Source organism: Comamonas avium (genome assembly GCF_014836675.1).
GTDB classification, from domain to species: Bacteria; Pseudomonadota; Gammaproteobacteria; order Burkholderiales; family Burkholderiaceae_C; genus Comamonas; species Comamonas avium.
In genome coordinates, this window is sequence record NZ_JACSQK010000001.1 from 384818 (window position 1) to 408348 (window position 23531).

Genomic DNA, 23531 nt, shown 5'->3' on the forward strand with positions numbered 1-23531 from the left:
TCTTGACCTTTTTTCATTACGACCAAGGATGAGGAGCTTTCACACTATGTCTATTACTCAAAAGAATTTGCTGCAGGTATTGGCTGTTTCTGCTTTGGCACTGGGTTTGACCGCTTGTGGCCCTAACGATGGTCAAACAACTGGCCAGAAGCTGGATAACGCTGTAGATCGCACGGAGCAGGCGGCTGAAAAAGCCAAGAGTGAAGTCGAAAAGGCAGCAGAGACCACAGGCCAGAAGCTGGAAAATGCGATGGATGCCACCAAGGATGCTGCCAGCAACGCAACCGCAGCCATGGGTGAGGCCGGTGTGACTGCCAAGGTGAAGGCAGCGCTGGTCGGGGATTCTGAACTGAGTGCACTGAAGATCGAAGTAGACACCAACGGCGGTGCGGTCACCCTCAGCGGTGAAGCGCCCAATCAAGCTGCCAAAGACCGTGCCGAACAATTGGCCAAGGGTGTAGAAGGCGTCACGTCGGTCAACAACTTGCTGGCCGTGAAGTCCTGAACCCATTCGCCAGAGCATCTCTAAACAGCAAGGCTGCCTTCGGGCAGCTTTTGTTTTGGAGAGCCAGCGCAACTTGCCGCTTAACATGTCACCATGACTGAACAAGCACGCCACATCTCGACCGACTTGGTGCATCACAGCTACCAAGCCCCGCAAGCATTTTCTGCGCCACAGCCCGCAGTGCACAAAGCATCGACTGTCATTTTTGACAATGTGCAAGACATGCGTACACGCCGGTGGCTGGATAAAAGCGGCTACACCTACGGCCTGCATGGCACACCGACGACGTACCAGCTCGAAGAGCGCCTGTGCAGCCTGGAAGGCGGCAAGCAATGTCTTTTGGTGCCCAGTGGGCTGAGCGCCATCAGCACGGTGTCGCTGGCGCTGCTGTCGGCAGGCGATGAGGTTTTGATGCCTGATAACGCTTACGGGCCGAACAAGGACTTCGCCGCGCATGAGCTGTCACGCTGGGGCATTCGCCATGTGCTGTATGACCCCATGAATGTGGCCGATCTGGAGGGCAAGATCACACCCGCAACCAAGCTGGTCTGGCTGGAGGCACCGGGCAGCGTGAGCATGGAGTTCCCGAACCTGATCGCCATGGTGCAGACATGCCGTGCACGAGGGGTCACCTCGGTGCTGGATAACACCTGGGGCGCTGGGCTGGCCTTCAAACCTTTTGATTTGCTGGCGGATGGCGGAAGTCTGGCAACCGATGTGTCAGTCCACGCACTGACCAAGTACCCCAGCGGTGGTGGTGATGTGCTGATGGGCAGCATCATGACAGTCAGCCCGTCGCTGCACATGCGCATCAAGCTGACGCACATGCGCCTGGGAATCGGTGTGGGCGCCAATGATGCGGAGATGGTATTGCGTTCGCTATCGAGCATCGCGTTGCGCTACCACGCACACGATGTCAGCGCCCGCGTTCTGGCCGCTGGCCTGCAGCGCCAGCCTGCGGTGGTCCAGTTGCTGCACCCGGCATTCGAAGGGGCGCCGGGGCATGCGCACTGGAAAGCACTGTGTGGCAGCGCACACCAGGGGCAAGGGGCTGCTGCAGGTTTGTTCAGCGTGGTCATTGATGCACAGTTTGGTCAGGATGCGATTGACCGTTTCTGCGACAGCTTGCAGTACTTCAAGCTGGGCTACAGCTGGGGTGGGCCCATGAGTCTGGTGGTGCCTTACCAGATTGAAAGCATGCGCGGCTGCGGCGGCGGGGCCCTGAAGGCAGGCACAGTGGTGCGCTTTTGTGTGGGGCTTGAGGACACGCAAGACTTGCTGCGCGATCTGGCGCAAGCCTGGGAAAAGGCGTTTAGCCAAGCCTGGCAAGCATAGATATCATTGAAAATGAGAGCTGCAATCGCTTGTATTAAGGTGCTTTAAATATGAAAACTATCTGAAAGTGCCGGCTGTACAGCGAAAGCAACTTCTTTTTTTGTGCACGTGTTTCTCTGATTGACGCCCGAACGAGGCTGTGGTCTTCTGTCTTCATACAGGAGGCAAGGCTATGGCGACACCTGATTCCCAGACGATGGCTGCATCTTCCACTGTGGGGGCTGCGATTCATCTGCGGCCAGTGAGCTTGGCTGCGCCACTGCACTGGCTGGCGGCAGGCTGGCGCGACATGCAGCGTGCATGGAGTGTGTCGCTGTTTTATGGGCTGTGTTTCTGGGCAATGGCGCTGGTGCTGGGCTGGGTATTTAATGCCAGCCCGCAATACACCATGTCGATTGCCAGTGGTTGCCTGCTGGTAGGGCCTTTTCTGGCGATGGGCCTGTACGACACCAGCCGCAGACTGGAGCAAGGGCTGCAGCCTGACCTTGGTCAGTCCATTACCTGCTGGGACAAGCAACTGGGCAGCATGGGCATGCTGGTGTTTGTTCTGATTGTGCTGGAGCTGCTGTGGGGACGCGCTTCTCTGGTGGTGTTTGCCGTGTTCTTCAATACCGGCATGCCATCGACCACAGGGGTGCTGCAGGCGGTCTTTAACCCTGAAAACTGGCAGTTCTTGCTGGCCTACGCCGTGGTTGGTGGTGTTTTTGCCGCCGTCGTCTTTGGCAGTACCGTAGTGGCTTTGCCGCTGATGCTCGATCGCGGCACCGATGCGCTGACCGCTGCCATCACCAGCTTTCGGGTGGTGTTCAGCCAGACAGGGGTTATGCTGCTGTGGGCAGTGCTGATCGTGACTCTGGTGGCTGGGGCGCTGGTAGTGCCCTGGCAACTGCCGTTGATTGTGGTTGGCCCCTGGCTGGGCTGTGCCACCTGGCATGCATACCGCGCCTGCATAGCGCCTGCAACTGGCTTGTCAGCAACATCTGAAGATGGGTGTTAGAGTGGCCGCATTCACTGCAAGCCCTTCAACGAAAGCAAACATTGGCTACACCCAACTACGGATACGAAAAGCGTCAACGCGAACTGGCTAAGAAAAACAAAAAAGCAGACAAGTTGCGTGAAAAATCGGAGCGCAAGACTAACCCAGAGCAAGCGCCTGAAGGCGAGCCGTACCAACCGCAAAACTCGCTGCCCACACCGCCTGCAGCGGAGTAATGCCTCAACCAGCCTCGGGCTGGTTTTTTTATGGTTTCAGCAGCGGTTGCAGCAGCGGCCAGACGTTGTTGAGCATGAGGGGCTGCGCGGCCGCGGTGGGGTGAATGCGGTCAGTCTGGAAAAGGGCCGTAGGGTTGGGGGCATCAGCCACCCCCTTCAAAAAGAACGGCAGCAATGTGGCCTTTTGCTCTTTGGCCACTTGAGCGAACAGCTGCTCAAAGTCTTGCGCGTATTTTTTTCCATAGTTTGGGGGCATTTGCATGCCAAGCAACAGCACCTTCGCCCCTGCGTTTTGTGCAGCCTGCGTCATGGCGCGCAGATTGTCCAAAGTGCCAGTCAATGGCAAACCGCGCAGCGCATCGTTGCCGCCCAACTCAATCACCACCACACTGGGCTGGTGCTGCTTGAGCAAGGCTGGCAAGCGTGTACGGCCGCCAAAAGTGGTTTCACCGCTGATACTGGCATTGGCCACCTTGGCAGGGCGTTGCTCGTGAGCCAGTTTTTGTTCCAAAAGTGCCACCCAGCCAGTGCCTCGTGCCAGACCATATTCCGCGCTCAGTGAGTCGCCCAGAACCAGAATGTGCGGCGTATTGGCCGCGTAAGCCAGTGGCCAAACTCCGAGTGCGGTCACAGACGCGATAAAGTGACGGCGGTTTCCCCATGTGTATGCGTTGTGCATGCCTGCTACAAGGTCTTTCATGTCTAAGAATGCTCCCCTTTTGCCCGTGATTGAGGTTGATCACCTGTCCAAAGCAGTATCTGACTCCACTGGCACTCTGGAGATTTTGCGCGATATTCACTTTAGCCTGCAGCCGCAGCAAACGGCAGCCATTGTCGGCGCGTCGGGCTCTGGAAAAAGCACTTTGCTGTCGATGCTGGCGGGGCTGGATACGCCCAGCCAAGGCACTGTGCGTCTGCAAGGACAAGATATTTTTGCTTTGAGTGAAGATGCCCGTGCTGCGTTGCGTGGGCAAAAGATCGGTTTTGTTTTCCAGAGTTTTCAACTGCTGCCCAATCTGACTGCGCTGGAGAACGCCATGCTGCCTTTGGAGCTGGCAGGTGTGCGTGGCGCGCGGCAGATGGCCTCTGAGATGCTGCAGCGCGTGGGTCTGGGGCAACGCCTGGGGCATTACCCCAAATTGCTATCCGGTGGCGAGCAGCAGCGCGTAGCGCTGGCGCGGGCTTTTGTGGTGCAGCCTGCAGTGCTACTGGCCGATGAGCCTACGGGCAGCCTGGACCATGCCACCGGAGCGTCCGTGATGGACTTGATGCTTGAGCTGAACCGCGAGCAAGGGACAACCCTGGTGCTGGTCACGCACGATAGAAGCATTGCAGCGCAGTGTGAACGTACGCTGACCATTGAAGCGGGCTGTTTGGTTTAACTGCCAGGATGTTCCAAATGCTGGACAATCGCCGCATTCGTGAATTGGGGGCTTGATCCCCGCTGACTTGGAAAAACTATGACTGAAGCTACTGCGCGCCCAGAACTGCCTGATCACCTGTCGATCGACCCTTCCAGCAAATTTTTCAATGCTGCCGTGTTTGAACACGATATTGGTATTCGCCTCAACGGCAAAGACCGCAATGATGTGGAAGAGTACTGTGTGAGTGAAGGCTGGGTCAAGGTACCTGCCAGCAAGACGCTGGACCGCAAGGGCCGCCCTTTGCTGATCAAAATTAAAGGTGTTGTGGAAGCCTACTACCGTTAAGTCGTGTCGGCTTTGGCCCGCCAGGCAGCCCCTTGAGGCTGCTTTTTATGCCTGCTGCGCATGCGCAGGAAAGAAAAAAGCTCCTTCATGGGAGCCTTTTTCTTTGAGCGCACCAGCCAGTTACATCAGCTGTTGCGCTCTTCCTCAGCCATACATACCGCAGCGGTAAAGATGACATCGGTGGAAGAGTTGAGCGCTGTTTCTGCAGAATCCTGCAGCACCCCAATGATGAACCCAATGGCAACCACCTGCATGGCAATGTCGTTGGAGATGCCAAACAACGAGCACGCCAAAGGGATGAGCAGCAGCGATCCGCCGGCGACGCCGGATGCACCGCAAGCGCACACCGATGCCACTACGCACAGCAAAATGGCGGTGGGAATGTCTACCACGATGCCCAGTGTGTTGGCCGCAGCCAGCGACAGCACGCTGATAGTGATTGCCGCACCCGCCATATTGATGGTGGCCCCCAAAGGAATGGCGACGCTGTAAGTGTCTGCATCCAGATTCAAACGCTTTGCGATCGCAAGATTGATCGGAATGTTGGCTGCAGAACTGCGTGTAAAGAAAGCAGTGACACCACTTTCACGCAGGCACATCAGTACCAGTGGATAAGGGTTGCGACGAATTTTGCACCACACGATCAGCGGATTGATGATCAAGGCAACGACCAGCATTGAACCCAGCAGCACGGCCAGCAAATGGGCATAGCCTGTCAGCGCCTGGGTGCCGGTAGAGGCAACGGTCGAAGCCACCAGGCCAAAAATACCGATGGGTGCCACACGGATTACGGCCTGAATGATCAAGGTAATTCCGTTAGAAAAATCGGCCATGGCCTGGCGGGTGCTTTCAGCGCCCCGACGCAGGGCGATACCGATGGCAATGGCCCACACCAAAATGCCGATGTAATTGGCGTGCATCAAGGCGTTGACGGGATTGTCGACCGCATTTTTAAACAGTTGCATCAGCACTTCAGCAATGCCGCCTGGTGCGGCCATGCCTGTTGCGGCATCCTTGAGCATCAGCGTCGTAGGGAACAGCATGCTGGCAAAAACGCCCACAATGGCAGCACTTAAAGTGCCAATCGCATACAGCCACAAAATAGGCTTGAGGTGGCTGGTCTGGTCAGGCCGCTGGTTGCTGATGGCCGCAATCACCAGCACGAAGACCAAAATGGGGGCCACAGCCTTTAGTGCGGAAATAAACAACGTGCCGAGAAACTCAACGCGCAGGGCCGCCTGTGGCCAGAAGATGGCCAGCGCAATGCCCAAAACGAGTCCAATGACAATTTGCGTGACGATGCTGGTTCGCTTTGACCAGCTCAGCAAAGGTTGAAAGATCATGGAAAAACTTGCACCACTTACATTGAAAGACGGCGAGTTTAGGTGCTCAAGCTTCAATGCTGATGGATATACCCTCATAACTGCATGGCATGAAGTGATGCTTTGGAACAAAAGATTTATCTAAGTCAACACAAGGTATCTTGAAGCGGCTGTTCTGCAATGTGCGCTTCGCTGGATAATCCCTTCCCTATGTCGTCCCCCAAAGTTCTTTTCGGCTTTCATGCCGTCGGCGTGCGCCTCAAGACCGCGCCCCAATCCATTATTGAAATTTATTACGAGTCCACGCGCCGTGATGCCCGCATGCGCCAGTTTTTGGAAAGAGCCAAAGAAGCTGGTGCACGACTGATTGAGGCCGATGCCATGCGCATTGCCAAGCTGGCTGGCAGCCATGGTCACCAGGGTGTGGCAGCGCGTGTGCAAGAGGTTCAAGATACCCGTACGCTGGACGAGTTGCTGGATGATCTGGAGGAAGCCGGAGTCAAAAATCCTCTGCTGCTGGTGCTCGATGGCGTGACCGATCCCCACAATCTGGGTGCTTGCCTGCGTGTGGCCGATGGCGCCGGCGTGCATGCGGTCATTGCGCCCAAGGACCATTCCTCGGGCATCAATGCCACTGTGGCGAAAGTGGCCAGTGGGGCTGCCGAAACCGTGCCGTATTTCATGGTGACCAATCTGGCGCGCACGCTCAAAGAGCTGCAAGCGCGCAATATCTGGATCATTGGCACCAGCGGCGACGCAGACAAGCATCTGTATCAGGTGGACTTGAAGGGGCCTGTGGCTCTGGTGCTGGGTGCCGAGGGCGATGGCATGCGCCAGTTGACCCGCAAGACCTGTGATGAACTGATCAGTATTCCGATGCAAGGCGCAGTAGAAAGTCTGAATGTGTCTGTGGCCAGTGGCGTCTGTCTATACGAAGCGGTGCGCCAGCGTCAGGCCCACTGAGCTTTTAAAACTGTAGTTGCGAGCCAGCGTCATGCCAGACTTAGAGGTCGAAAGCGCGAAGAGCCTTGAGCTGGCGCGCCAATGGGTGCATGCGGCGCAGCACTTGGTGGTTCTGAGCGGGGCTGGCGTCAGTGCGGAATCGGGTGTGCCTACGTTTCGTGATACGCACACGGGCTACTGGGCGCAGTTTGACCCGCAGGAGATGGCTTCTGAGGCTGGCTTTCGTGCGCATCCACAGCGGGTATGGCAGTGGTACAGCTACCGGCGCGAGCTGGTGGCTGCTGTGCAGCCCAATGCGGCGCACCTGGCTTTGGCAGCTTTTACAAAAGCTCATCCCGGTAAGCTAAGTGTGATTACGCAGAATGTGGATGGTTTGCACCAGCGTGCAGGCAGCCACGATGTAATTAGCTTGCATGGCGATGTAATGCGCAACCAGTGGCTCGATGCCTGTGGCCCGTGCTGCGAGATGGCCAAGACAGTGGCGCTGGGTGGACAGCCGCCACGCTGCAGCACCTGCGGCAATATGCTGCGCCCTGGTGTGGTCTGGTTTGGAGAGCATTTGCCAGTTGATGCGCTGGCGCACGCAGAAGCGGTCGTGAATGCCTGTGATGTGATGCTGGTGGTGGGTACATCGGGCGTGGTTTATCCTGCTGCGGGTCTGGTATTTCAAGCCCACCAGCAAGGTGCCAAGGTTGTGATCGTGAATCCGCAGGCCACTGAGCTGGATATGCTAGCAGATGCTCTGCTGCGAGCCCCCGCAGCGAAGGTGTTGCCAATGATGCTGGACGGCGTTGTTTAATGCGGCTCTAAATCCAGCCCAAAGCACCGAGCAGTGCACCGGCAGCGAGCATCCAGAGCAAGTGCAGTCTTGTTTTCCAGACGAAAAGTGTCGCTGTGGCAGTCAGCAGCCATGGTGCCCAGGCATGGGCTGCGCCGGTATCACGAGCCGCCAGAATCCAGCCCGTGGCGAGCACCATGCCAACCACCAGAGGCATCATCCCCCAGCGAAAAGCGCGCACGCTGCGTAAAGCGTGGTTGCGGCGCATCCAGCGGGTACTGCTCCATGTGAGCAAAGAGCTTGGTAGCAGCATGCCACCCATGCAGGCCAAGCAAGCGGCCAAAGCCGCCAGCCAAGCAGACCAGCCGGTGTAGGGTGCCATGGCGTTCAGGCCAATGTTCCAGCCCAGCAGGGCCACGTACATGATGTTGGGGCCCGGGGCGGCTTGGGCAATGGCAATCGAGTCGGAAAATTGCTGCGCAGACAACCAGCCTTGCTGTTCTACGGTATGTCGGTACATCTCGGGTGCAGTGGCCATGGCACCCCCAACAGACAGCAACGAAAGCGACAAAAAATACGCAATCAAATGCAGCCAAGCAGAGGTATCCAGGGCCAGTGGCGTCAGCGTAGAAGTCATGGTGTTGTTCGCAGCCAGGTTAATCCACAGCCAATGCCGCCAATAATGGGCAGCACCCACCATAAGGGCCACTGCAGAAAGACCACCATGGAAAATGCAAGCATGGCCAGGAGCCAGCCCAGCCACAAGGGCAGTGGGTGTTTGTGCAGCGCCACTGAAAGTTTCAGGCCCGTGCCAATGACCAGTCCTGCAGCAACTGCACCCATGCCGCGCAGCGCACCACTGACTGCCGGGTGGCTGGCCCACTGAAGGTACAAGCTGCCTACAGCCAGTACCAGCAGCGTAGGCGCAATCAGCATGCCTGCTGTGGCTGCAAAAGCCCCACGCCAGCCAAAATGCCGCTCGCCAAACATGATGGAAAGGTTGACCACGTTAGGGCCCGGGAGAATCTGTGCCACAGCCCAGTCCTGCGCGAACTGTTCTTGCGTCATCCAGCGTCTGCGGTCCACCAGTTCGCGTTGAACAACAGCCATGACGCCGCCAAAGCCTTGAAGTGCCAAGCTTGCAAAAGCCCAAAAAAGAGCACGGGGTGAAGCTGGGCTGGCAGTGGGCGCAGGGGAGGTCATGGGTATCTAGAAAAGGACTGCGCCGATGCTAGCGCAGGAATCCGCGCTCGGCATGGTTCGTGGGTTGCTGCAGTCAGTCTGTGTCAGGTGAGTGAGATGGCCCTGCTTACACCGCAGTGCGTTCTTGTAGCCATTGCTCGTGCGCCTCATGCAGTTGAGCCGGAATGACAACCAGTTCCTGGCCCAGCACCCGGGCCATCTCTTGCAAGGTGGATAGGCGTGGGTCTAAGCCGTTGCTCTCCAGGCGCTGTACGGTCATGCGCGACAAGCCGGCCTGGCTGGCAAGATCGGCCTGCGTCATCTGGCGTGACTTGCGTACGGCAGTCAGTGCAGCAACCAAAGGGTGGGAAGGCTTGTCAGCTAGTTCTGGCGTTGGCGTGGTGTGGTTCATCCCCGCAATGTAATGCGATTTACCTCTGCCCAAGGCGTGGCTCACGCCTTAAGCGAACAGATTAAGTTTGGTGCCCAGGTTGCCATAGCGCGCCAACTCGGGTTGCAAAATGCCCATCTGTGTAGCGTTGAGTGTGGTTGCTGTCTCTTGCGCAGAATTTTTTTGTTCTGTGTGCGCGCGCCTTTTGAGGTCCTGCATGGTGGTAGTGTCGGTCACACGGTTGTGAGACCAAGCATTGGTCGCGTTGCGCAAGGCATTGGTGTAGCGAAGATCCATGATGTTGAGCCCATGCAGTCAGAAAGTCAGAATGGACTGACTCTAAAACTGCACCGCCACAGCCAAAGGCGCAATAAAAAGTGCAATCGCCGCCTTCATCCGGCATTGGTGTTTTCAATTGGGCCAGAACTTCAGCCAGTCGATGCGCCCCTGACCGCCTTCGTTCAGGCGCTGTATGAGGGGGGCGCTTTGCGATTCAGCGAGGCTCCACTGCATGTGCACCGCAGTTTGGTGGCGCACGTTCAGCAGCGTGGCCTGGGCCAGCTCCAGTTCACGCCGCAGCCATCCTTCCATGGAATAGGGGATGCTGCATTGCAGAGTGATCACGCGTTGCAATGTGATTTTTTCGGCGAGGAGCAATGTTTGTGCAACGCTGTCTGTATAAGCCCGCACCAGCCCTCCAGCACCCAGCTTGATGCCTCCAAAGTAGCGCACCACGGTGGCCAGAACACCTTCTAGCTCTTGATGTCGCAGCACTTCCAGCATGGGGCGGCCCGCAGTGCCGCTGGGCTCGCCATCATCAACCGCTGCTGATTGCCCGCCCGCCAGCAGTGCCCAGCAGACATGGGCTGCACCGGGGTACTCTTTGCGCAGCGCATCGACAACAGCCTGGGCTGTGGGGCGATTTTGCATGGGTTGCACGCAGCAAATGAAACGGCTTTTTTTGATGATGAGTTCGTGGTGTGTAGCACGGGAAATGGTTTGCGGCATAGCCCGGCGAGCTTAAACCAAGGGAGTGGGCCCGCAGCGCAGGGCTTTGGAATCTCCGTGCGCGACAGTGTATTGAGCGACACGCCAAAAGCAAGCTGTCCTACGGGCTGCTGGGCGGTATCTTTTTAAAGTGTGCACAAGGAGATAACTGCCATGACCACGCTACCTTCTACGCCCAGCCTGCTTGCCAGTCATACTTTTGGTCGCGAGCATCTGGAGCCACCGCCGCTGCCATCGTCGACGCAGCTTGGTCAAGGTTTGGGCGCTGGATCAATGGGTGTTGCCAGCTCTCCAGCTGTTGCTGGTGCAAGCCTGCCGCAAGATTTTGATCACATAGTTCGCAGCGTGGGCGAATGGTGATCAGCGAATTACCGCGAACTCAGAAACAAATAATCCGCCAGTTGGCGGATTATTTGTTGAAGCCTCAGTTCACCCTTTTTCGGGCAGTTGCTGCGGGCTAAAAATGTCCCAGCATGCAATAAATAGGGCGGCAATAGCAGGGCCAATGACAAAGCCTGTGAGTCCGAAAATGGACATGCCGCCTAATGTTGAGATCAAGACAATGTAGTCGGGCATCTTGGTGTCCTTTCCGACCAGGATAGGACGAAGTACGTTGTCAACCAAGCCGATGACGAGGACACCATAAGCTGCAAGGACCAGTCCTTGTGTGGGGTTGCCAGTGGCGAGGAAATAAATGGAGACAGGGCCCCATATCAAGCTGGCGCCTACGGCAGGCAGCAGCGACAGGAACGCCATCAAAACACCCCACAGCACTGGGCCTTGAATATCCAGAATCCAGAAAATCAAGCCACCCAGTGCGCCTTGTGCGGTAGCCACTGCAAGATTGCCTTTGATCGTGGCGCGAATCACCGTAGCGAACTTTTCTATCAAACTTTGCTTGTGCTCTTTTTCCATGGGAATGGCATCGCGGATGCGAGTGGCCAGCCTGGTTCCGTCGCGCAGCAGGAAAAACAGCAAATAAAGCATGACACCAAAGCTCACGACAAATCCCAGTGTGTTTTGTCCAACCTCCATGGCTTTGCCGGCAATCAATTTTCCGGCTTCTGCGGCAACGCCAGAGAGTTTTTCTTGAATTTCTCGGGCAGATGCCAGGTCGATACGCTCTAAAAATTGCAAAAGCCAGCCGGGCATGGCGGCATTGATTTGCTGAAAGTAATTGCCAAAGTCCAGTTGGCCAGAAGACATGCGGTTGTAGATAAGCACTGTCTCATTGACGACCGATGTTCCAATAAGGACCAGTGGCAAGATGACCACCAGCAAACACAGGACAAGAGTGACCAGTGCCGTTAAATTGGGCTTGTTGGGAAATCTGTGTAAAAGCTTTTTGTTGAGGGGATGAAACAAAATCGCTAAGACCAGTGCCCAAAATACTGCGCCGATGAATGGCCACAAAATCATGGCAAAACCAGCGCTTACTGCCGCAAGCAGCAGTAGGAAAGTTTTATTGGTAGTGTTTTGAGAAGGCATGAGCCAAAAGTGCAGGGCACCAAGAGCAGGGAATATCCGGAATGTACGCGAGTTGCCTGTGTCTCAACAGATGGGCAGCGTCTGTGTGCAGCAACTTGGGCGATGAGGCCGGGGTTTCTGAACGGGGCAAGCCAGCCAGGCCATAACAGGGATCTGCATGACTAGCATTGGTAAATTGAACATTAATGATCTGACACCGGGTGCGTTTTGGCCTTACGGCTGGATGCTGGGTAAACCCATGCCCGATGGCAATGGCGTGCCGCTGTTTTCGAACCCTGCCACCGATTTCTGGCAGGAACACCTGTTCAATACAGGCGAGGGCGGTGATGCAGAACTGTTGTGGGTCAACTACCGCAACCGCTCTCCAGAGTTCTCCAATCTGGAAAAACACCTGCTGACGCAGCAAGCTATCGTGCCGCTGACGGGGGAAGTCATCCAGGTTGTTGCGCAAAGCGCTGTGGATGGCAGCCCCGATCTGGACACCTTGGCCGCATTCCGTGTGCTGCAAGGGCAGGGTGTATGCATGGCGCCGGGGTGCTGGCACACCACGCGTGTCGCAGGTGCAGAGGTTACATGTTTGATGATGACCCGTTGTTCGACCACGGCGGACCTGATTCAGCACTTGACGACGTCTGTTCGCGCTGCGGAAAGCGCCATCGTGGATATCCCTGTGCAGCGGTTGCAAGGCCTGACAGCACGTGCAGAAATATCGGAATAAGCAGCGCAATAGTGTGGCATCGGCCTGAGTGCGCACTTGTGGATGCGATTTTTGCTGCAGTGCAAGAACAATTTACTTCAGTCTTACATAAGACCTTCGCCGCTAACTATTGCTTTCAATGGCACAATACTGTGCAGCAACATCAGGCCCTTCCTTAGCCACAGTCGCATCCGCAAATCGGTATAGCCGTGTCGCGGGAGGTTTACCAACCAGCTAATGCTTTCTCAAGGAAAGCTGAGGTCAGCGGAATATGAGCGATCAGCCCACTGTCTACCAAGCCTATCAAGGCAACACGTATCTCTTCGGCGGCAATGCCCCTTATGTCGAAGAAATGTATGAGAACTATCTGTCTAACCCAGGTAGCGTCCCAGATTCTTGGCGCGAGTATTTCGACGCCCTGCAGCACGTTCCTGCTGTAGATGGCTCAGATGCCAAAGACGTTCCCCACCTCCCTGTCATCAATGCTTTCGCTGAACGCGCCAAGCAAGGTGGTACCAAGGTGGTGGTGGCTTCGGGCGCAGATTCTGAGCTGGGTCGCAAGCGCACCGCAGTTCAGCAGCTGATTGCGGCATACCGCAACGTGGGTCAGCGTTGGGCGGATCTGGATCCCCTCAAGCGCACCGAGCGCCCCGATATTCCTGAACTCGATCCTGCTTTCTACGGCTTCTCTGATGCCGACCAGGAAACCGTGTTCAACGTTGGCAACACATTCTTTGGCAAGGAAACGATGTCCTTGCGCGAGTTGCTGAACGCACTGCGCGAAACTTACTGCGGCACCATTGGTGTCGAGTACATGTATGCCACAGACCAGGTGCAAAAGCGCTGGTGGCAGCAGCGCCTGGAAACCATTCGTTCCAAACCCGTACTCAATGCAGACCAAAAGAAGCGCATTCTTGACCGTCTGACTGCTGCTGAAGGCCTTGAGCGTTATCTGCACACGAAGTACGTGGGCCAGAAGCGCTTCTCGCTGGAAGGTGGCGAGTCGTTCATCGTTGCGATGGACGAGCTGATCAGCGCCAGTGGCAAGCAAGGCGTGCAAGAAGTTGTGATGGGCATGGCCCACCGCGGCCGTCTGAACGTGCTGGTGAATACCCTGGGCAAGATGCCCAAGGACTTGTTTGCCGAGTTTGACCACACTGCACCTGAAGATCTGCCTGCTGGTGACGTGAAGTACCACCAAGGTTTCAGCTCTGATGTCTCGACCGCAGGCGGTCCAGTTCACCTGTCACTGGCGTTCAACCCTTCTCACCTGGAAATTGTGAACCCGGTGGTTGAAGGCTCTGTGCGCTCGCGCATGGATCGTCGCAATGACCCTCACGGCAAGCAAGTACTGCCTGTGCTGGTGCATGGTGATGCAGCTTTTGCTGGCCAAGGCGTGAACCAAGAGACTTTGGCGCTGATGCAAACCCGTGGTTACTCCACCGGCGGCACAGTGCACATCATCATCAATAACCAGATTGGTTTCACCACCTCTGACCCTCGCGACAAGGGATCGACCACATACTGCACGGACATCGTGAAGATGGTGGAGTCGCCCGTGCTGCACGTCAACGGTGACGACCCAGAAGCCGTGGCGCTGTGTATGCAGCTGGCACTGGACTACCGCATGGAGTTCCAGCAAGACGTGGTGGTGGACATTGTGTGCTTCCGCAAGCTGGGCCACAACGAACAGGACACCCCTGCGCTGACACAGCCGCTGATGTACAAGACCATCGCTGCCCACCCCGGTACGCGCAAGCTGTACGCAGACAAACTGGCGGCCCAAGGTCTGGGTGACACGCTGGGCGAAGACATGGCCAAGGCATACCGCGCGGCCATGGACGAAGGCCGTCACACGCAAGAAGTGGTGCTGACCAACTTCAAGAGCCAATACGCTGTGGACTGGAGCCCCTTCCTGGGCAAGAAGTGGACCGATGCCGGTGATACCGCCATCCCGCTGGCCGAGTGGAAGCGTTTGGCTGAAAAGATCACTACGCTGCCTGAATCTGTCAACCCGCACTCGCTGGTCAAGAAGGTTTATGACGACCGTGCAGCCATGGGCCGTGGTGAAGTGAATGTGGACTGGGGCATGGGCGAGCACATGGCTTTCGCATCGTTGGTGGCTTCTGGCTATCCCGTGCGTCTGTCTGGTGAAGACTGTGGCCGTGGCACCTTTACCCACCGTCACTCGGTGGTTCACGATCAAAAGCGTGAAAAATGGAGCGAAGGCACCTACATTCCGCTGCAGAACGTGGCTGAAAATCAGGCTCCGTTCGTTGTCATTGACTCCATCCTGTCTGAAGAAGCAGTGCTGGGCTTTGAATACGGCTATGCCTCGAACGATCCCAACACACTGGTGATCTGGGAAGCGCAGTTCGGTGACTTCGCCAATGGCGCACAAGTGGTGATTGACCAGTTCATCGCCTCGGGTGAAGTCAAGTGGGGTCGTATCAATGGTCTGACATTGATGCTGCCGCACGGCTATGAAGGCCAGGGTCCTGAGCACAGCTCGGCCCGTCTGGAGCGCTTCCTGCAATTGGCAGCAGACACCAACATGCAGATCGTGCAGCCCACTACGGCCAGCCAGATCTTCCACGTGTTGCGTCGTCAGATGGTGCGCAACCTGCGCAAGCCTCTGGTCATCATGACACCCAAGTCGCTGTTGCGTAACAAGGATGCAACTTCGCCATTGTCTGAATTCACCAAGGGTGCGTTCCAGACCGTGATTGGTGAGCGTGATGAGTCGATTGTTGCCAAGGGCGACAAGGTCAAGCGCGTGATTGCCTGTTCTGGCAAGGTCTACTACGACCTCGTCAAGAAGCGTGCAGAGAAGGAAGTTGACGACGTGGCCATCGTGCGCGTTGAGCAGGTTTACCCCTTCCCGCACAAGGCTTTTGAGACTGAACTCAAGAAGTTCCCCAACGCCAAGGACCTGGTGTGGTGCCAGGACGAACCGCAAAACCAAGGTGCGTGGTTCTTCATTCAGCACAACATCTACGAAAACATGCAAGAAGGCCAAAAGCTGGGTTACGCTGGTCGTGCTGCCTCTGCATCTCCAGCCGTCGGTTATGCACACCTGCACCAAGAGCAGCAAAAGAACCTGGTCGAAGCCGCGTTCTCCAAGCTCAAGGGTTTTGTCCTGACCAAGTAATCAAAGCTGACAGACCCTGCGCATGACGCAGGGTGTCAAACACTTTTTGGAAAGAATTCAAAATGGCAATCGTAGAAGTTAAAGTTCCCCAGCTGTCCGAGTCCATCGCTGAAGCGACCATGCTCACTTGGAAGAAAAAGGTCGGCGAGGCCGTCGCAGTGGACGAAATCCTGATCGAAATTGAAACCGACAAGGTCGTGCTGGAAGTGCCTGCCCCTTCGGCTGGCGTGATCACAGAGATTTTGCAAGGTGACGGCGCTACCGTGACGGCAGAGCAGTTGATCGCCAAGATCGACTCTGAAGCTGTTGCCGGCGCTGCCGCGCCTGCTGCAGCCCCCGCTGCTGCTGCACCTGTGGCTGCTGCGCCTGCCGCTGCTGCCAACAAGGGTGATGTGGCGATGCCCGCTGCAGCCAAAATTTTGGCTGAGAACAACCTGTCGGCTGCCAATGTGGCTGGTTCCGGCAAGGATGGCCGCGTGACCAAGGGTGATGCACTGTCCGCCATCAAGGCAGGTGCAAGCATTCCTACAGGCGCACCCAAGGCTGCGCTGCCCCAAGTGGCCGCTCCTGCAGTCAAGGAAGACCTGTCGGGTCGCCCAGAGCAGCGCGTGCCCATGACACGTCTGCGTGCACGTGTGGCTGAGCGTCTGCTGCAATCGCAATCGACCAACGCCATCTTGACCACGTTCAACGAAGTGAACATGGCGCCCGTGATGGCCCTGCGCAAGAAGTTCCAGGACGACTTCACCAAAGAACACGGTGTGAAGCTGGGCTTCATGTCCTTCTTTGTGAAGGCCGCAGTGCATGCTCTGAAGAAATACCCCGTGCTGAACGCATCGGTGGACGGCAACGACATCGTCTACCACGGCTACTTTGACATCGGTATTGCGGTGGGCTCGCCCCGTGGTCTGGTTGTACCGATCTTGCGCAATGCTGACCAGATGAGCTTTGCCGACATCGAAAAGAAGATTGCTGAATTTGGCAAGAAGGCTGCTGACGGCAAGCTGGGTCTGGAAGAAATGACTGGCGGTACCTTCTCCATCTCCAATGGCGGCACTTTCGGCTCCATGATGTCCACCCCCATCATCAACCCCCCACAGTCCGCTATTTTGGGCGTGCACGCCACCAAGGACCGTGCTGTGGTGGAAAACGGCCAGGTTGTGGTTCGCCCCATGAACTACTTTGCCATGTCGTATGACCACCGCATCATTGACGGCCGCGAAGCTGTGCTGGGCCTGGTTGCCATGAAGGATGCGCTGGAAGACCCATCGCGCCTGCTGTTTGACCTGTAATTGCTACGGGTTCACAGATCGATAAAACCCACCCTCGGCCACGCCCAGCGGTGGGTTTTTTCCAAGCACTTCAGACAAGAGATTTTGAGTTATGAGCAAGCAATTTGACGTTATCGTGATTGGCGCAGGCCCCGGCGGCTACATCGCAGCCATTCGTGCTGCCCAGCTGGGCAAGAGCGTGGCCTGTATTGATGCATGGTCCACCAAGGCCGGCACACCAGCACCCGGTGGCACCTGCACCAACGTGGGCTGCATTCCTTCCAAGGCGCTGCTGCAGTCGTCCGAGCACTTTGAACACGCCAAGCTGCACTTTGCTGACCACGGTATCAGCACAGGCGACGTGGCCATGGATGTGAGCAAGATGATCGCCCGCAAGGACGCCATCGTGAAGCAAAACAACGACGGTATCCTGTACCTGTTCAAGAAGAACAAGGTCACCTTCTTCCACGGCACGGCTTCGTTTTCCAAGGCCGTCGAAGGTGGCTACGAGATCAAGGTGGCAGGCAAGGCTGAAGAGACCTTGTTGGCACCGCAGGTGGTGGTTGCAACTGGCTCCAATGCCCGTGCATTGCCAGGACTGCCTTTTGATGAGCAAAAAGTGCTGTCCAACGACGGCGCGCTGGACATCGGTGCTGCGCCCAAGAAGCTGGTGCTGATTGGCGCTGGCGTGATCGGTCTGGAAATGGGCTCCGTATGGCGCCGTCTGGGTACCGAAGTGATCGTGCTGGAAGGTATGGACAAGTTCCTGCCTGCCGTGGACGAGCAAATCGCCAAGGAAGCCAAGAAGGCCTTTGACAAGCAAGGTCTGAAGATTGAGCTGGGCGTGAAGATTGGCAATGTTGACACTTCAGGCAAGGGCGTGAAGCTGGAATACACCAACGCCAAGGGCGAAGCACAGACGCTGGAAGCCGACAAGCTGATCGTCTCGATTGGCCGTACTGCCAACACCAACGGCCTGAACGCTGAAGCGGTGGGCCTGGCGCTGGACGAGCGTGGTCAGATCGTGGTGGACGACAACTGCAAGACCAACCTGCCTGGCGTGTGGGCGGTGGGTGACGTGGTGCGCGGCCCCATGCTGGCACACAAGGCTGAAGAAGAGGCCGTGGCCGTGGCCGAACGCATCGCTGGTCAGCATGGTCATGTGAATTTTGCGACACTGCCTTCTGTGATTTACACCAGCCCTGAAGTGGCATGGGTGGGCCGCAATGAGCAGCAGCTCAAGGCTGAAGGCGTGAAGTACAAGGCGGGCTCTTTCCCCTTCCTGGCCAATGGCCGTGCCCGTGCGCTGGGTGACACCACCGGTATGGTGAAGTTCATTGCCGATGCTGAGACTGACGAAATTCTGGGCGTGCACATGGTGGGCCCGATGGTGTCGGAGCTGATCTCTGAAGCCGTGGTAGCCATGGAGTTCAAGGCCTCGGCCGAAGACATCGCCCGTATCTGCCACGCACACCCCTCGCTGTCGGAGTCGACCAAGGAAGCCGCTTTGGCGGTGGACAAGCGTACGCTGAACTTCTAATCTTTTTTTAGAAGCCACATAGCCGCCAAGCCCAGGTTTAGCCTGCGCTTGGCGCTATCGTTTTAAAGGTTTGTGTTTCACCGCCTGCGGGTTGGGTGGCACAACGAGAAAGCTGGATGAGCATGAGTCTGTCTGTCCGTGCGGCCTACGAGGCCGAACTCGCCGCTAAAGGTTTTACCGCCGACCCCGCCCAGCTGCGCGCCGTAGATGCGCTGCAGCGCTGTGCCGACGACTGGGCGGCGTACAAATCCAAGCGATCGAACGCGATCAAGAAGATTTTTCAGAAACCAGAGATTCCGCGTGGCGTGTACATGTACGGCGGGGTAGGGCGTGGAAAAAGTTTTCTGATGGACTGTTTTTTCAATGCAGTGCCTATCAAACGCAAAGTGCGCTTGCACTTTCACGAATTCATGCGCGAGGTGCACCGTGAGCTGCACCTGCTGCAAGGTACGCAAAACCCGCTGGATGCCCTGGGGTTGAAGATTTCCAAGCGCTACAAGCTGATCTGTTTTGACGAATTTCACGTGGCGGACATCACCGACGCCATGATCTTGTACCGCCTGCTGGTGTCGCTGTTTGATAACGGCGTGGGTTTTGTGACCACTTCCAATTTCACGCCAGATGGCCTGTACCCGGATGGCCTGCACCGCGACCGTATCCTGCCAGCGATTGACCTGCTCAATACCCGCATGGATGTGGTGAATGTTGACAACGGCACAGACTACCGTCGCCGCACGCTGGAGTTGGTGCAGCTTTACCATTGCCCGCTGGGGCCTGAGGCCGATGCCTCCATGCAGGAGGCTTTTGAGCAACTGGCCGATGTGCCGGACGAAAAGCCCATGTTCAAGATCGAGTCACGTGAAATTGCAGCAGTGCGCCGTGCTGGTGGCGTGATCTGGTTTGACTTCCGTGAGCTGTGCGGGGGCCCGCGCTCGCAAAATGATTACCTTGAAATTGCCTCGCAATTTCACACGGTGCTGCTGTCCAACGTGCCCTTCATGCCTGTGAACATGGCTTCACCTGCACGCCGGTTTACCTGGCTGATTGATGTGATGTATGACCGCCGTGTCAAGCTGGTCATGTCTGCCGCAGTACCGCCCGAGCAGCTGTACACCGAAGGGCCACTGGCCCACGAATTTCCGCGTACAGTGTCACGCTTGAACGAAATGCAATCTCAGGAATTCCTTGCCCTCGAACGTCGGGTGGTAGATACAGGACTGACCTGAACTTAGGCACTATGAAATCTTCTTGCTTGCTCTCCCGTACTCTGAGTGTGCTTGCCTTGGGCACGCTGACCTTGACTGCTTTCGCACAGCCTGCAAATGCCGTGAACGAGCAGTCGCACCAGGCCGAGCTGCAGCACGGTGCGCAACAGCGTGCGAAAGAGCGCCAAGAAATTGCGACCCAGCGTGCCCAGATTCAGCAGCGCAAGCTGGAAGCGGAAAAAGAGTGCTGGCAGCGCTTTGCGGTTGAAAGCTGCTTGCGCCAGGTGCGCAGCAAGGCGCGTGAGCAAGACACGGTGCTGCATGAGCGCGAACTGCAGCTCAACAGCGCAGAGCGGCAGGAAAAAGCGGCAGAGCGCTTGCGCACCATTGAGCAAAAGCGCAACGAAAAGCGCGTTCCTGCCCCTGTCAACGCTACATCTCGCTCGCAGGAGTCGGGGGCGCATCCGGCAAAATCACAGGCGGATGTGGAGCAGGCGCTGTCTGAGCGTGACACGGTAGCCGGGGAGCGTGCGGCGGCGCAAGCTGCGCGGGTGCAAAAGCACCAGGCAGACACGGCCAGCCGTGAATTGACTGAGGCTGAGCGAAGTGCCAAGGCTCAAAAAGACACGCAAGACAAGCAAAAAGCCGCACAAGCGCGCCGTGCCAACAAAGCCAATGACATCGCCAATCGCAAGGGCGTGCCGTTGCCAATTCCATCAGAATTGCCCAAGCCTTAAAGAAATAGGAGCTGCCAGCGCTGTGTTTGCAAGGGTTTCAAATAGAAAACTATTTGAAAACCCCGTCAATAAAGCGCTTTAAGCTACTCTTTTAATACCTTTGCCCAACAGCCCATGAGTTTGCACGACCAAGTGGCCGCCGCTTTTGCACAAGACGGCTGGCTTTCGCGTGCAGAACCCCACTTTCGTCCCCGCGCCGGGCAAACCGAGATGGCAATGGCGGTGGCACAGACGATTGAAGATGGTGGCGTGCTGGTGGTGGAGGCGGGCACCGGGGTGGGCAAAACCTTCTCTTACCTGGTGCCTGCGCTTTTGAGTGGGCAGCGCGTGCTGGTTTCCACGGCCACCAAGGCATTGCAAGACCAGCTGTATCTGCGCGACTTGCCTCGGTTGGTACAGGCGCTGGGCCTGCCACTGCGTGTGGCCCGCTTGAAAGGGCGCTCCAGCTATGTCTGCCTGCACCGTCTGGGGCTGGTGCACCAGAGCAAAGTGCCGCTGGATCCGCAAGTGCTGCGGGCTGTGGCACGGGTACAGGACTGGTCGCGTGGCACGCGCTCAGGAGATCTGGCCGAGCTGCCCGGGCTGGCAGAAAACTCTACGGTGGCGGCCTTGGTCACATCCACCAAAGACAACTGCGTGGGCAGCAGCTGTGCGCACTGGGAACAGTGCCACGTCAACACGGCACGTGCGCAGGCCCTGCAGGCTGATGTCTGCGTGGTCAACCATCACCTGTTTTTTGCCGACATGGAAGTGCGTGACTCTGGCGTGGCGCAGTTGCTGCCAACGGCTGGCGTAGTGGTCATTGACGAGGCGCACCAGCTCAATGAAACAGGCATTCAGTTTGCCGGCTGGGTGCTGGGAACGCGCCAGCTGCAAAGCTATATCAAGGATGTGCTGGCCGATGTAACGTTGCATGCACGCGGTCTGGCAGACTGGATGCAACTGTTGGGGCAGCTTGAGCACGCGCTCAACGAATGGCGTGCTGTAGGGGCCGGCATTGCCCCCGGCAGCCGCCTGCGGTGGCTGGGGGCCGCGCCAGAAGGGGTGTCAGACAAAGCCTGGCGCGGTGGCCTGCATGCAGTGGGGCAATCCTTGCGCGCCTTGCTGCTGGTTTTGGCCAAGGTGGCAGAAACCGCCCATGCCTTGGTGGCTCTGTATGAGCGCGGCGCACGTCTGCTTTCGCAACTGGCCAGTTTTGCGCAGCCGGTGCCCGATGATGCCGTGCGCTGGCTGGAAGTAACGCGCCTCCACCTGCGCTTGATGGAGTCACCGCTGACCATTGCGCATTTAATGCGTGCGCACATGCAGCCGCAAGAAGCGGACGATCCGGCACCGCAGCCCAGCAAAGCGTGGGTGTTTACCTCTGCCACGCTGGGAGATGACGAGGATTTGCGCTGGTTTACTGAAACCTGTGGTCTGCGCCAGGCCCAGGTGCTCAGAGTAGACAGCCCCTTTGATTACGCAAGCCAGGCCGTGCTGTATGTGCCCGAGGACATTCCAGAGCCCGCGCAGCAGGTGGCACACAGCGCTGCTGTGGCTCAGCTGGCGGGCGATGGTGCTGCCGCCTTGGGAGGGCGCACCTTGGTGCTGACCACAACGCTTAAAGCGCTGGGTGCCATTGGACAACAGCTGCAGCAGCGCTTTGGTTTGCTGGAACCCATGGACGTACTGGTGCAGGGCCAGGGGCCAAAACATGTACTGATGGAGCGCTTTCGCGCAGGCACGCTCCATGGCCGTGGCTGCATTCTGGTGGCGTCTTCCACGTTCTGGGAGGGGGTCGACATTCCCGGCGATGCGCTCCAGCTGGTGGTCATCGACAAGCTGCCTTTTCCGCCGCCCGATGATCCACTGGTAGAGGCGCGTTCACGGCAAATGGAAATGCTGGGACGCAGCCCCTTTGCCGATTACATGCTGCCCGAGGCTTGCATGGCCCTCAAGCAGGGAGCAGGGCGCCTGATCCGCCGTGAGACGGACCAGGGTATTTTGGTGGTGGCAGATGCGCGGCTGCGCACCAAGGCCTATGGCAAACGCCTGGTTGCCGCGTTGCCGCCCATGCAGCGCATTGGTACCCAGGAAGCCTGGCAACAAGCCTTGCTGCAACTGGTGCAGGGCAGCGCGCCCGTGCTCAGCATTCCTGCCAGCACACGCAACGAAGATGACACGTCCAAAGACCTGGGCTGAATATGGCGCAACTGCAGGGTTGGCCAGTCTGACGCAACGAGGAGGCGGGCTTGAACGCCCTCAAGTCGCAGTTCGTGCAGCGCAAAGAGCGAATGAGCGGATAGATCCTCCAACCCTCAAGCTGCCCCCGTATGCCTAGTGTTTGCTGAGTTCTCTCGCCGCCTCGTCAATCAGCGCCGAGACCTCGGCCGCCCTCGAAGCCAGGGACGCATGGCTTGCTGCCAAGGTGAGCACCTTGCGCGGATTCATTCGGGCCGACATCATCTTTTGGTTTTCCGGATGAATCATTCGGTCTTCGCTGGAAATCTGGTACCAGCAGGGCTTGTTCTTCCATGCAGGTGCTGTGACGTTGTCGCCAAAGGTGCTAGCCAGTGGCGCTTTCTGCGTCACCGCCATGACCAGTGATTCATCTGCGGTCAAGTCCTGACAGAAACTCTCGTGAAACTTGTCATACCGGGCCCACAGGTAGCCATCACTGTCGGGTGCAAGATTGGCAATCGCGGCAGGTGGGTGGGCTTGGCTGATACTGGCCGGGCTTTCGCCGGCGTCGGGTGCAAAAGCGGCGATGTAGACCAGGCCGACCACATTGTTCATGTCGCCTGCTTCAGTGATGACCGCGCCGCCGTACGAATGTCCAACCAGCAGCACCGGGCCCGGCTGCTGCGCCACCATCTTGCGCGTGCGCTCAGCATCTTCGGCCAGCGAGGTCAGCGGCATCTCAACCGCGCGCAGCTTGGTATAGCCCTTGCTCGAAAGTTCAACGATAACCTTGCTCCAATGTGCCGCCCCTCCCCAGAAGCCATGCACCAGGACGATTGTGGGTTTGTCGCTCATGATTTAACTCCGTAGTATGGAA

Annotated in this window: 24 protein-coding genes; 15 read left to right on the plus strand and 9 right to left on the minus strand. The window is 57.4% G+C overall.

Features of this window, described 5'->3' with window-relative positions; all coding sequences use genetic code 11:
* Nucleotides 1-46 precede the first annotated feature (46 nt).
* The 3 genes from H9646_RS01715 to H9646_RS01725 all read left to right on the plus strand — a co-directional run bounded on the left by H9646_RS01715 (nucleotide 47) and on the right by H9646_RS01725 (nucleotide 2837).
* Nucleotides 47-505, plus strand: coding sequence for a BON domain-containing protein (locus tag H9646_RS01715; RefSeq protein ID WP_191721594.1), 459 nt, complete (start codon nucleotides 47-49; stop codon nucleotides 503-505).
* A 93-nt stretch (nucleotides 506-598) separates the two neighbouring features.
* Entirely contained in the window at nucleotides 599-1840 is a 1242-nt protein-coding gene (locus H9646_RS01720) for a PLP-dependent transferase (RefSeq protein WP_191721595.1), read from the plus strand.
* 172 nt (nucleotides 1841-2012) lie between these two features.
* Entirely contained in the window at nucleotides 2013-2837 is an 825-nt protein-coding gene (locus H9646_RS01725) for a DUF2189 domain-containing protein (RefSeq protein ID WP_225213916.1), read from the plus strand.
* Between the two features lie 243 nt (nucleotides 2838-3080).
* Here H9646_RS01725 and H9646_RS01730 read toward each other — a convergent pair whose 3' ends face one another.
* Entirely contained in the window at nucleotides 3081-3752 is a 672-nt protein-coding gene (locus H9646_RS01730) for an arylesterase (protein ID WP_225213917.1), read from the minus strand.
* On the opposite strand from H9646_RS01730, the gene H9646_RS01735 reads away from it, so the two are divergent.
* Together H9646_RS01735 and H9646_RS01740 are read left to right on the plus strand one after the other, a co-directional pair.
* Nucleotides 3751-4434: an ABC transporter ATP-binding protein gene (locus H9646_RS01735; protein WP_191721596.1), complete on the plus strand. Its 684-nt coding sequence runs from the start codon at nucleotides 3751-3753 to the stop codon at nucleotides 4432-4434. The genes H9646_RS01730 and H9646_RS01735 overlap by 2 nt on opposite strands.
* Nucleotides 4435-4512: 78 nt before the next feature.
* Nucleotides 4513-4761, plus strand: a complete 249-nt coding sequence (locus tag H9646_RS01740; RefSeq protein ID WP_191721597.1) for a DUF3297 family protein — start codon at nucleotides 4513-4515, stop codon at nucleotides 4759-4761.
* A gap of 125 nt (nucleotides 4762-4886) precedes the next feature.
* On the opposite strand, the gene sstT is transcribed toward H9646_RS01740, so the two are convergent.
* Nucleotides 4887-6104 (minus strand): serine/threonine transporter SstT, encoded by a 1218-nt coding sequence (sstT, locus tag H9646_RS01745; protein WP_191721598.1) that lies wholly within the window; start codon nucleotides 6102-6104, stop codon nucleotides 4887-4889.
* A 189-nt stretch (nucleotides 6105-6293) separates the two neighbouring features.
* Here sstT and rlmB point away from each other — a divergent pair, with 189 nt between their 5' ends.
* Complete coding sequence (rlmB, locus tag H9646_RS01750) at nucleotides 6294-7046, plus strand: 23S rRNA (guanosine(2251)-2'-O)-methyltransferase RlmB (protein WP_191721599.1); 753 nt, start codon at nucleotides 6294-6296, stop codon at nucleotides 7044-7046.
* 31 nt (nucleotides 7047-7077) lie between these two features.
* Nucleotides 7078-7845: an SIR2 family NAD-dependent protein deacylase gene (locus tag H9646_RS01755; RefSeq protein WP_191721600.1), complete on the plus strand. Its 768-nt coding sequence runs from the start codon at nucleotides 7078-7080 to the stop codon at nucleotides 7843-7845.
* Nucleotides 7846-7852: 7 nt separating this feature from the next.
* Here H9646_RS01755 and H9646_RS01760 read toward each other — a convergent pair whose 3' ends face one another.
* From H9646_RS01760 to H9646_RS01780, 5 genes are all read right to left on the minus strand, one after another.
* On the minus strand, nucleotides 7853-8461 hold the full coding sequence (locus H9646_RS01760) for a chromate transporter (protein WP_191721601.1): 609 nt from the start codon (nucleotides 8459-8461) through the stop codon (nucleotides 7853-7855).
* Nucleotides 8458-9027 carry a chromate transporter gene (locus tag H9646_RS01765; RefSeq protein WP_191721602.1) on the minus strand — a complete coding sequence of 190 codons (570 nt, stop codon included), beginning with the start codon at nucleotides 9025-9027 and terminating at the stop codon, nucleotides 8458-8460. Before H9646_RS01765 ends, H9646_RS01760 begins: the two co-directional genes overlap by 4 nt.
* Nucleotides 9028-9133: 106 nt before the next feature.
* Nucleotides 9134-9418 carry a helix-turn-helix domain-containing protein gene (locus H9646_RS01770; RefSeq protein ID WP_191721603.1) on the minus strand — a complete coding sequence of 95 codons (285 nt, stop codon included), beginning with the start codon at nucleotides 9416-9418 and terminating at the stop codon, nucleotides 9134-9136.
* A gap of 48 nt (nucleotides 9419-9466) precedes the next feature.
* Complete coding sequence (locus H9646_RS01775; protein ID WP_191721604.1) at nucleotides 9467-9694, minus strand: hypothetical protein; 228 nt, start codon at nucleotides 9692-9694, stop codon at nucleotides 9467-9469.
* Nucleotides 9695-9808: 114 nt separating this feature from the next.
* Nucleotides 9809-10405, minus strand: coding sequence for an IMPACT family protein (locus H9646_RS01780; protein WP_191721605.1), 597 nt, complete (start codon nucleotides 10403-10405; stop codon nucleotides 9809-9811).
* Nucleotides 10406-10558: 153 nt separating this feature from the next.
* Between H9646_RS01780 and H9646_RS01785 the strand changes: the two genes are divergently transcribed.
* The gene (locus H9646_RS01785) at nucleotides 10559-10765 is read left to right on the plus strand and encodes a hypothetical protein (protein WP_191721606.1); all 207 of its coding nucleotides are present in this window, start codon (nucleotides 10559-10561) and stop codon (nucleotides 10763-10765) included.
* A 69-nt stretch (nucleotides 10766-10834) separates the two neighbouring features.
* On the opposite strand, the gene H9646_RS01790 is transcribed toward H9646_RS01785, so the two are convergent.
* Nucleotides 10835-11893: an AI-2E family transporter gene (locus H9646_RS01790; protein ID WP_191721607.1), complete on the minus strand. Its 1059-nt coding sequence runs from the start codon at nucleotides 11891-11893 to the stop codon at nucleotides 10835-10837.
* A 157-nt stretch (nucleotides 11894-12050) separates the two neighbouring features.
* On the opposite strand from H9646_RS01790, the gene H9646_RS01795 reads away from it, so the two are divergent.
* The 7 genes from H9646_RS01795 (at nucleotide 12051) to H9646_RS01825 (ending at nucleotide 22675) form a co-directional block, all read left to right on the plus strand.
* Entirely contained in the window at nucleotides 12051-12611 is a 561-nt protein-coding gene (locus tag H9646_RS01795; RefSeq protein ID WP_191721608.1) for an ureidoglycolate lyase, read from the plus strand.
* 250 nt (nucleotides 12612-12861) lie between these two features.
* The gene (locus H9646_RS01800; RefSeq protein ID WP_191721609.1) at nucleotides 12862-15741 is read left to right on the plus strand and encodes a 2-oxoglutarate dehydrogenase E1 component; all 2880 of its coding nucleotides are present in this window, start codon (nucleotides 12862-12864) and stop codon (nucleotides 15739-15741) included.
* Nucleotides 15742-15803: 62 nt separating this feature from the next.
* Nucleotides 15804-17033: a 2-oxoglutarate dehydrogenase complex dihydrolipoyllysine-residue succinyltransferase gene (odhB, locus tag H9646_RS01805; protein ID WP_191721610.1), complete on the plus strand. Its 1230-nt coding sequence runs from the start codon at nucleotides 15804-15806 to the stop codon at nucleotides 17031-17033.
* 91 nt (nucleotides 17034-17124) lie between these two features.
* On the plus strand, nucleotides 17125-18552 hold the full coding sequence (gene lpdA, locus H9646_RS01810) for a dihydrolipoyl dehydrogenase (RefSeq protein ID WP_191721611.1): 1428 nt from the start codon (nucleotides 17125-17127) through the stop codon (nucleotides 18550-18552).
* A 128-nt stretch (nucleotides 18553-18680) separates the two neighbouring features.
* The gene (gene zapE, locus H9646_RS01815) at nucleotides 18681-19778 is read left to right on the plus strand and encodes a cell division protein ZapE (protein ID WP_191721786.1); all 1098 of its coding nucleotides are present in this window, start codon (nucleotides 18681-18683) and stop codon (nucleotides 19776-19778) included.
* A gap of 11 nt (nucleotides 19779-19789) precedes the next feature.
* On the plus strand, nucleotides 19790-20494 hold the full coding sequence (locus tag H9646_RS01820; protein WP_191721612.1) for a hypothetical protein: 705 nt from the start codon (nucleotides 19790-19792) through the stop codon (nucleotides 20492-20494).
* A gap of 114 nt (nucleotides 20495-20608) precedes the next feature.
* Nucleotides 20609-22675 carry an ATP-dependent DNA helicase gene (locus H9646_RS01825; RefSeq protein ID WP_191721613.1) on the plus strand — a complete coding sequence of 689 codons (2067 nt, stop codon included), beginning with the start codon at nucleotides 20609-20611 and terminating at the stop codon, nucleotides 22673-22675.
* Between the two features lie 135 nt (nucleotides 22676-22810).
* Here H9646_RS01825 and H9646_RS01830 read toward each other — a convergent pair whose 3' ends face one another.
* On the minus strand, nucleotides 22811-23509 hold the full coding sequence (locus H9646_RS01830; protein ID WP_191721614.1) for an alpha/beta hydrolase: 699 nt from the start codon (nucleotides 23507-23509) through the stop codon (nucleotides 22811-22813).
* Nucleotides 23510-23531: the final 22 nt, after the last annotated feature.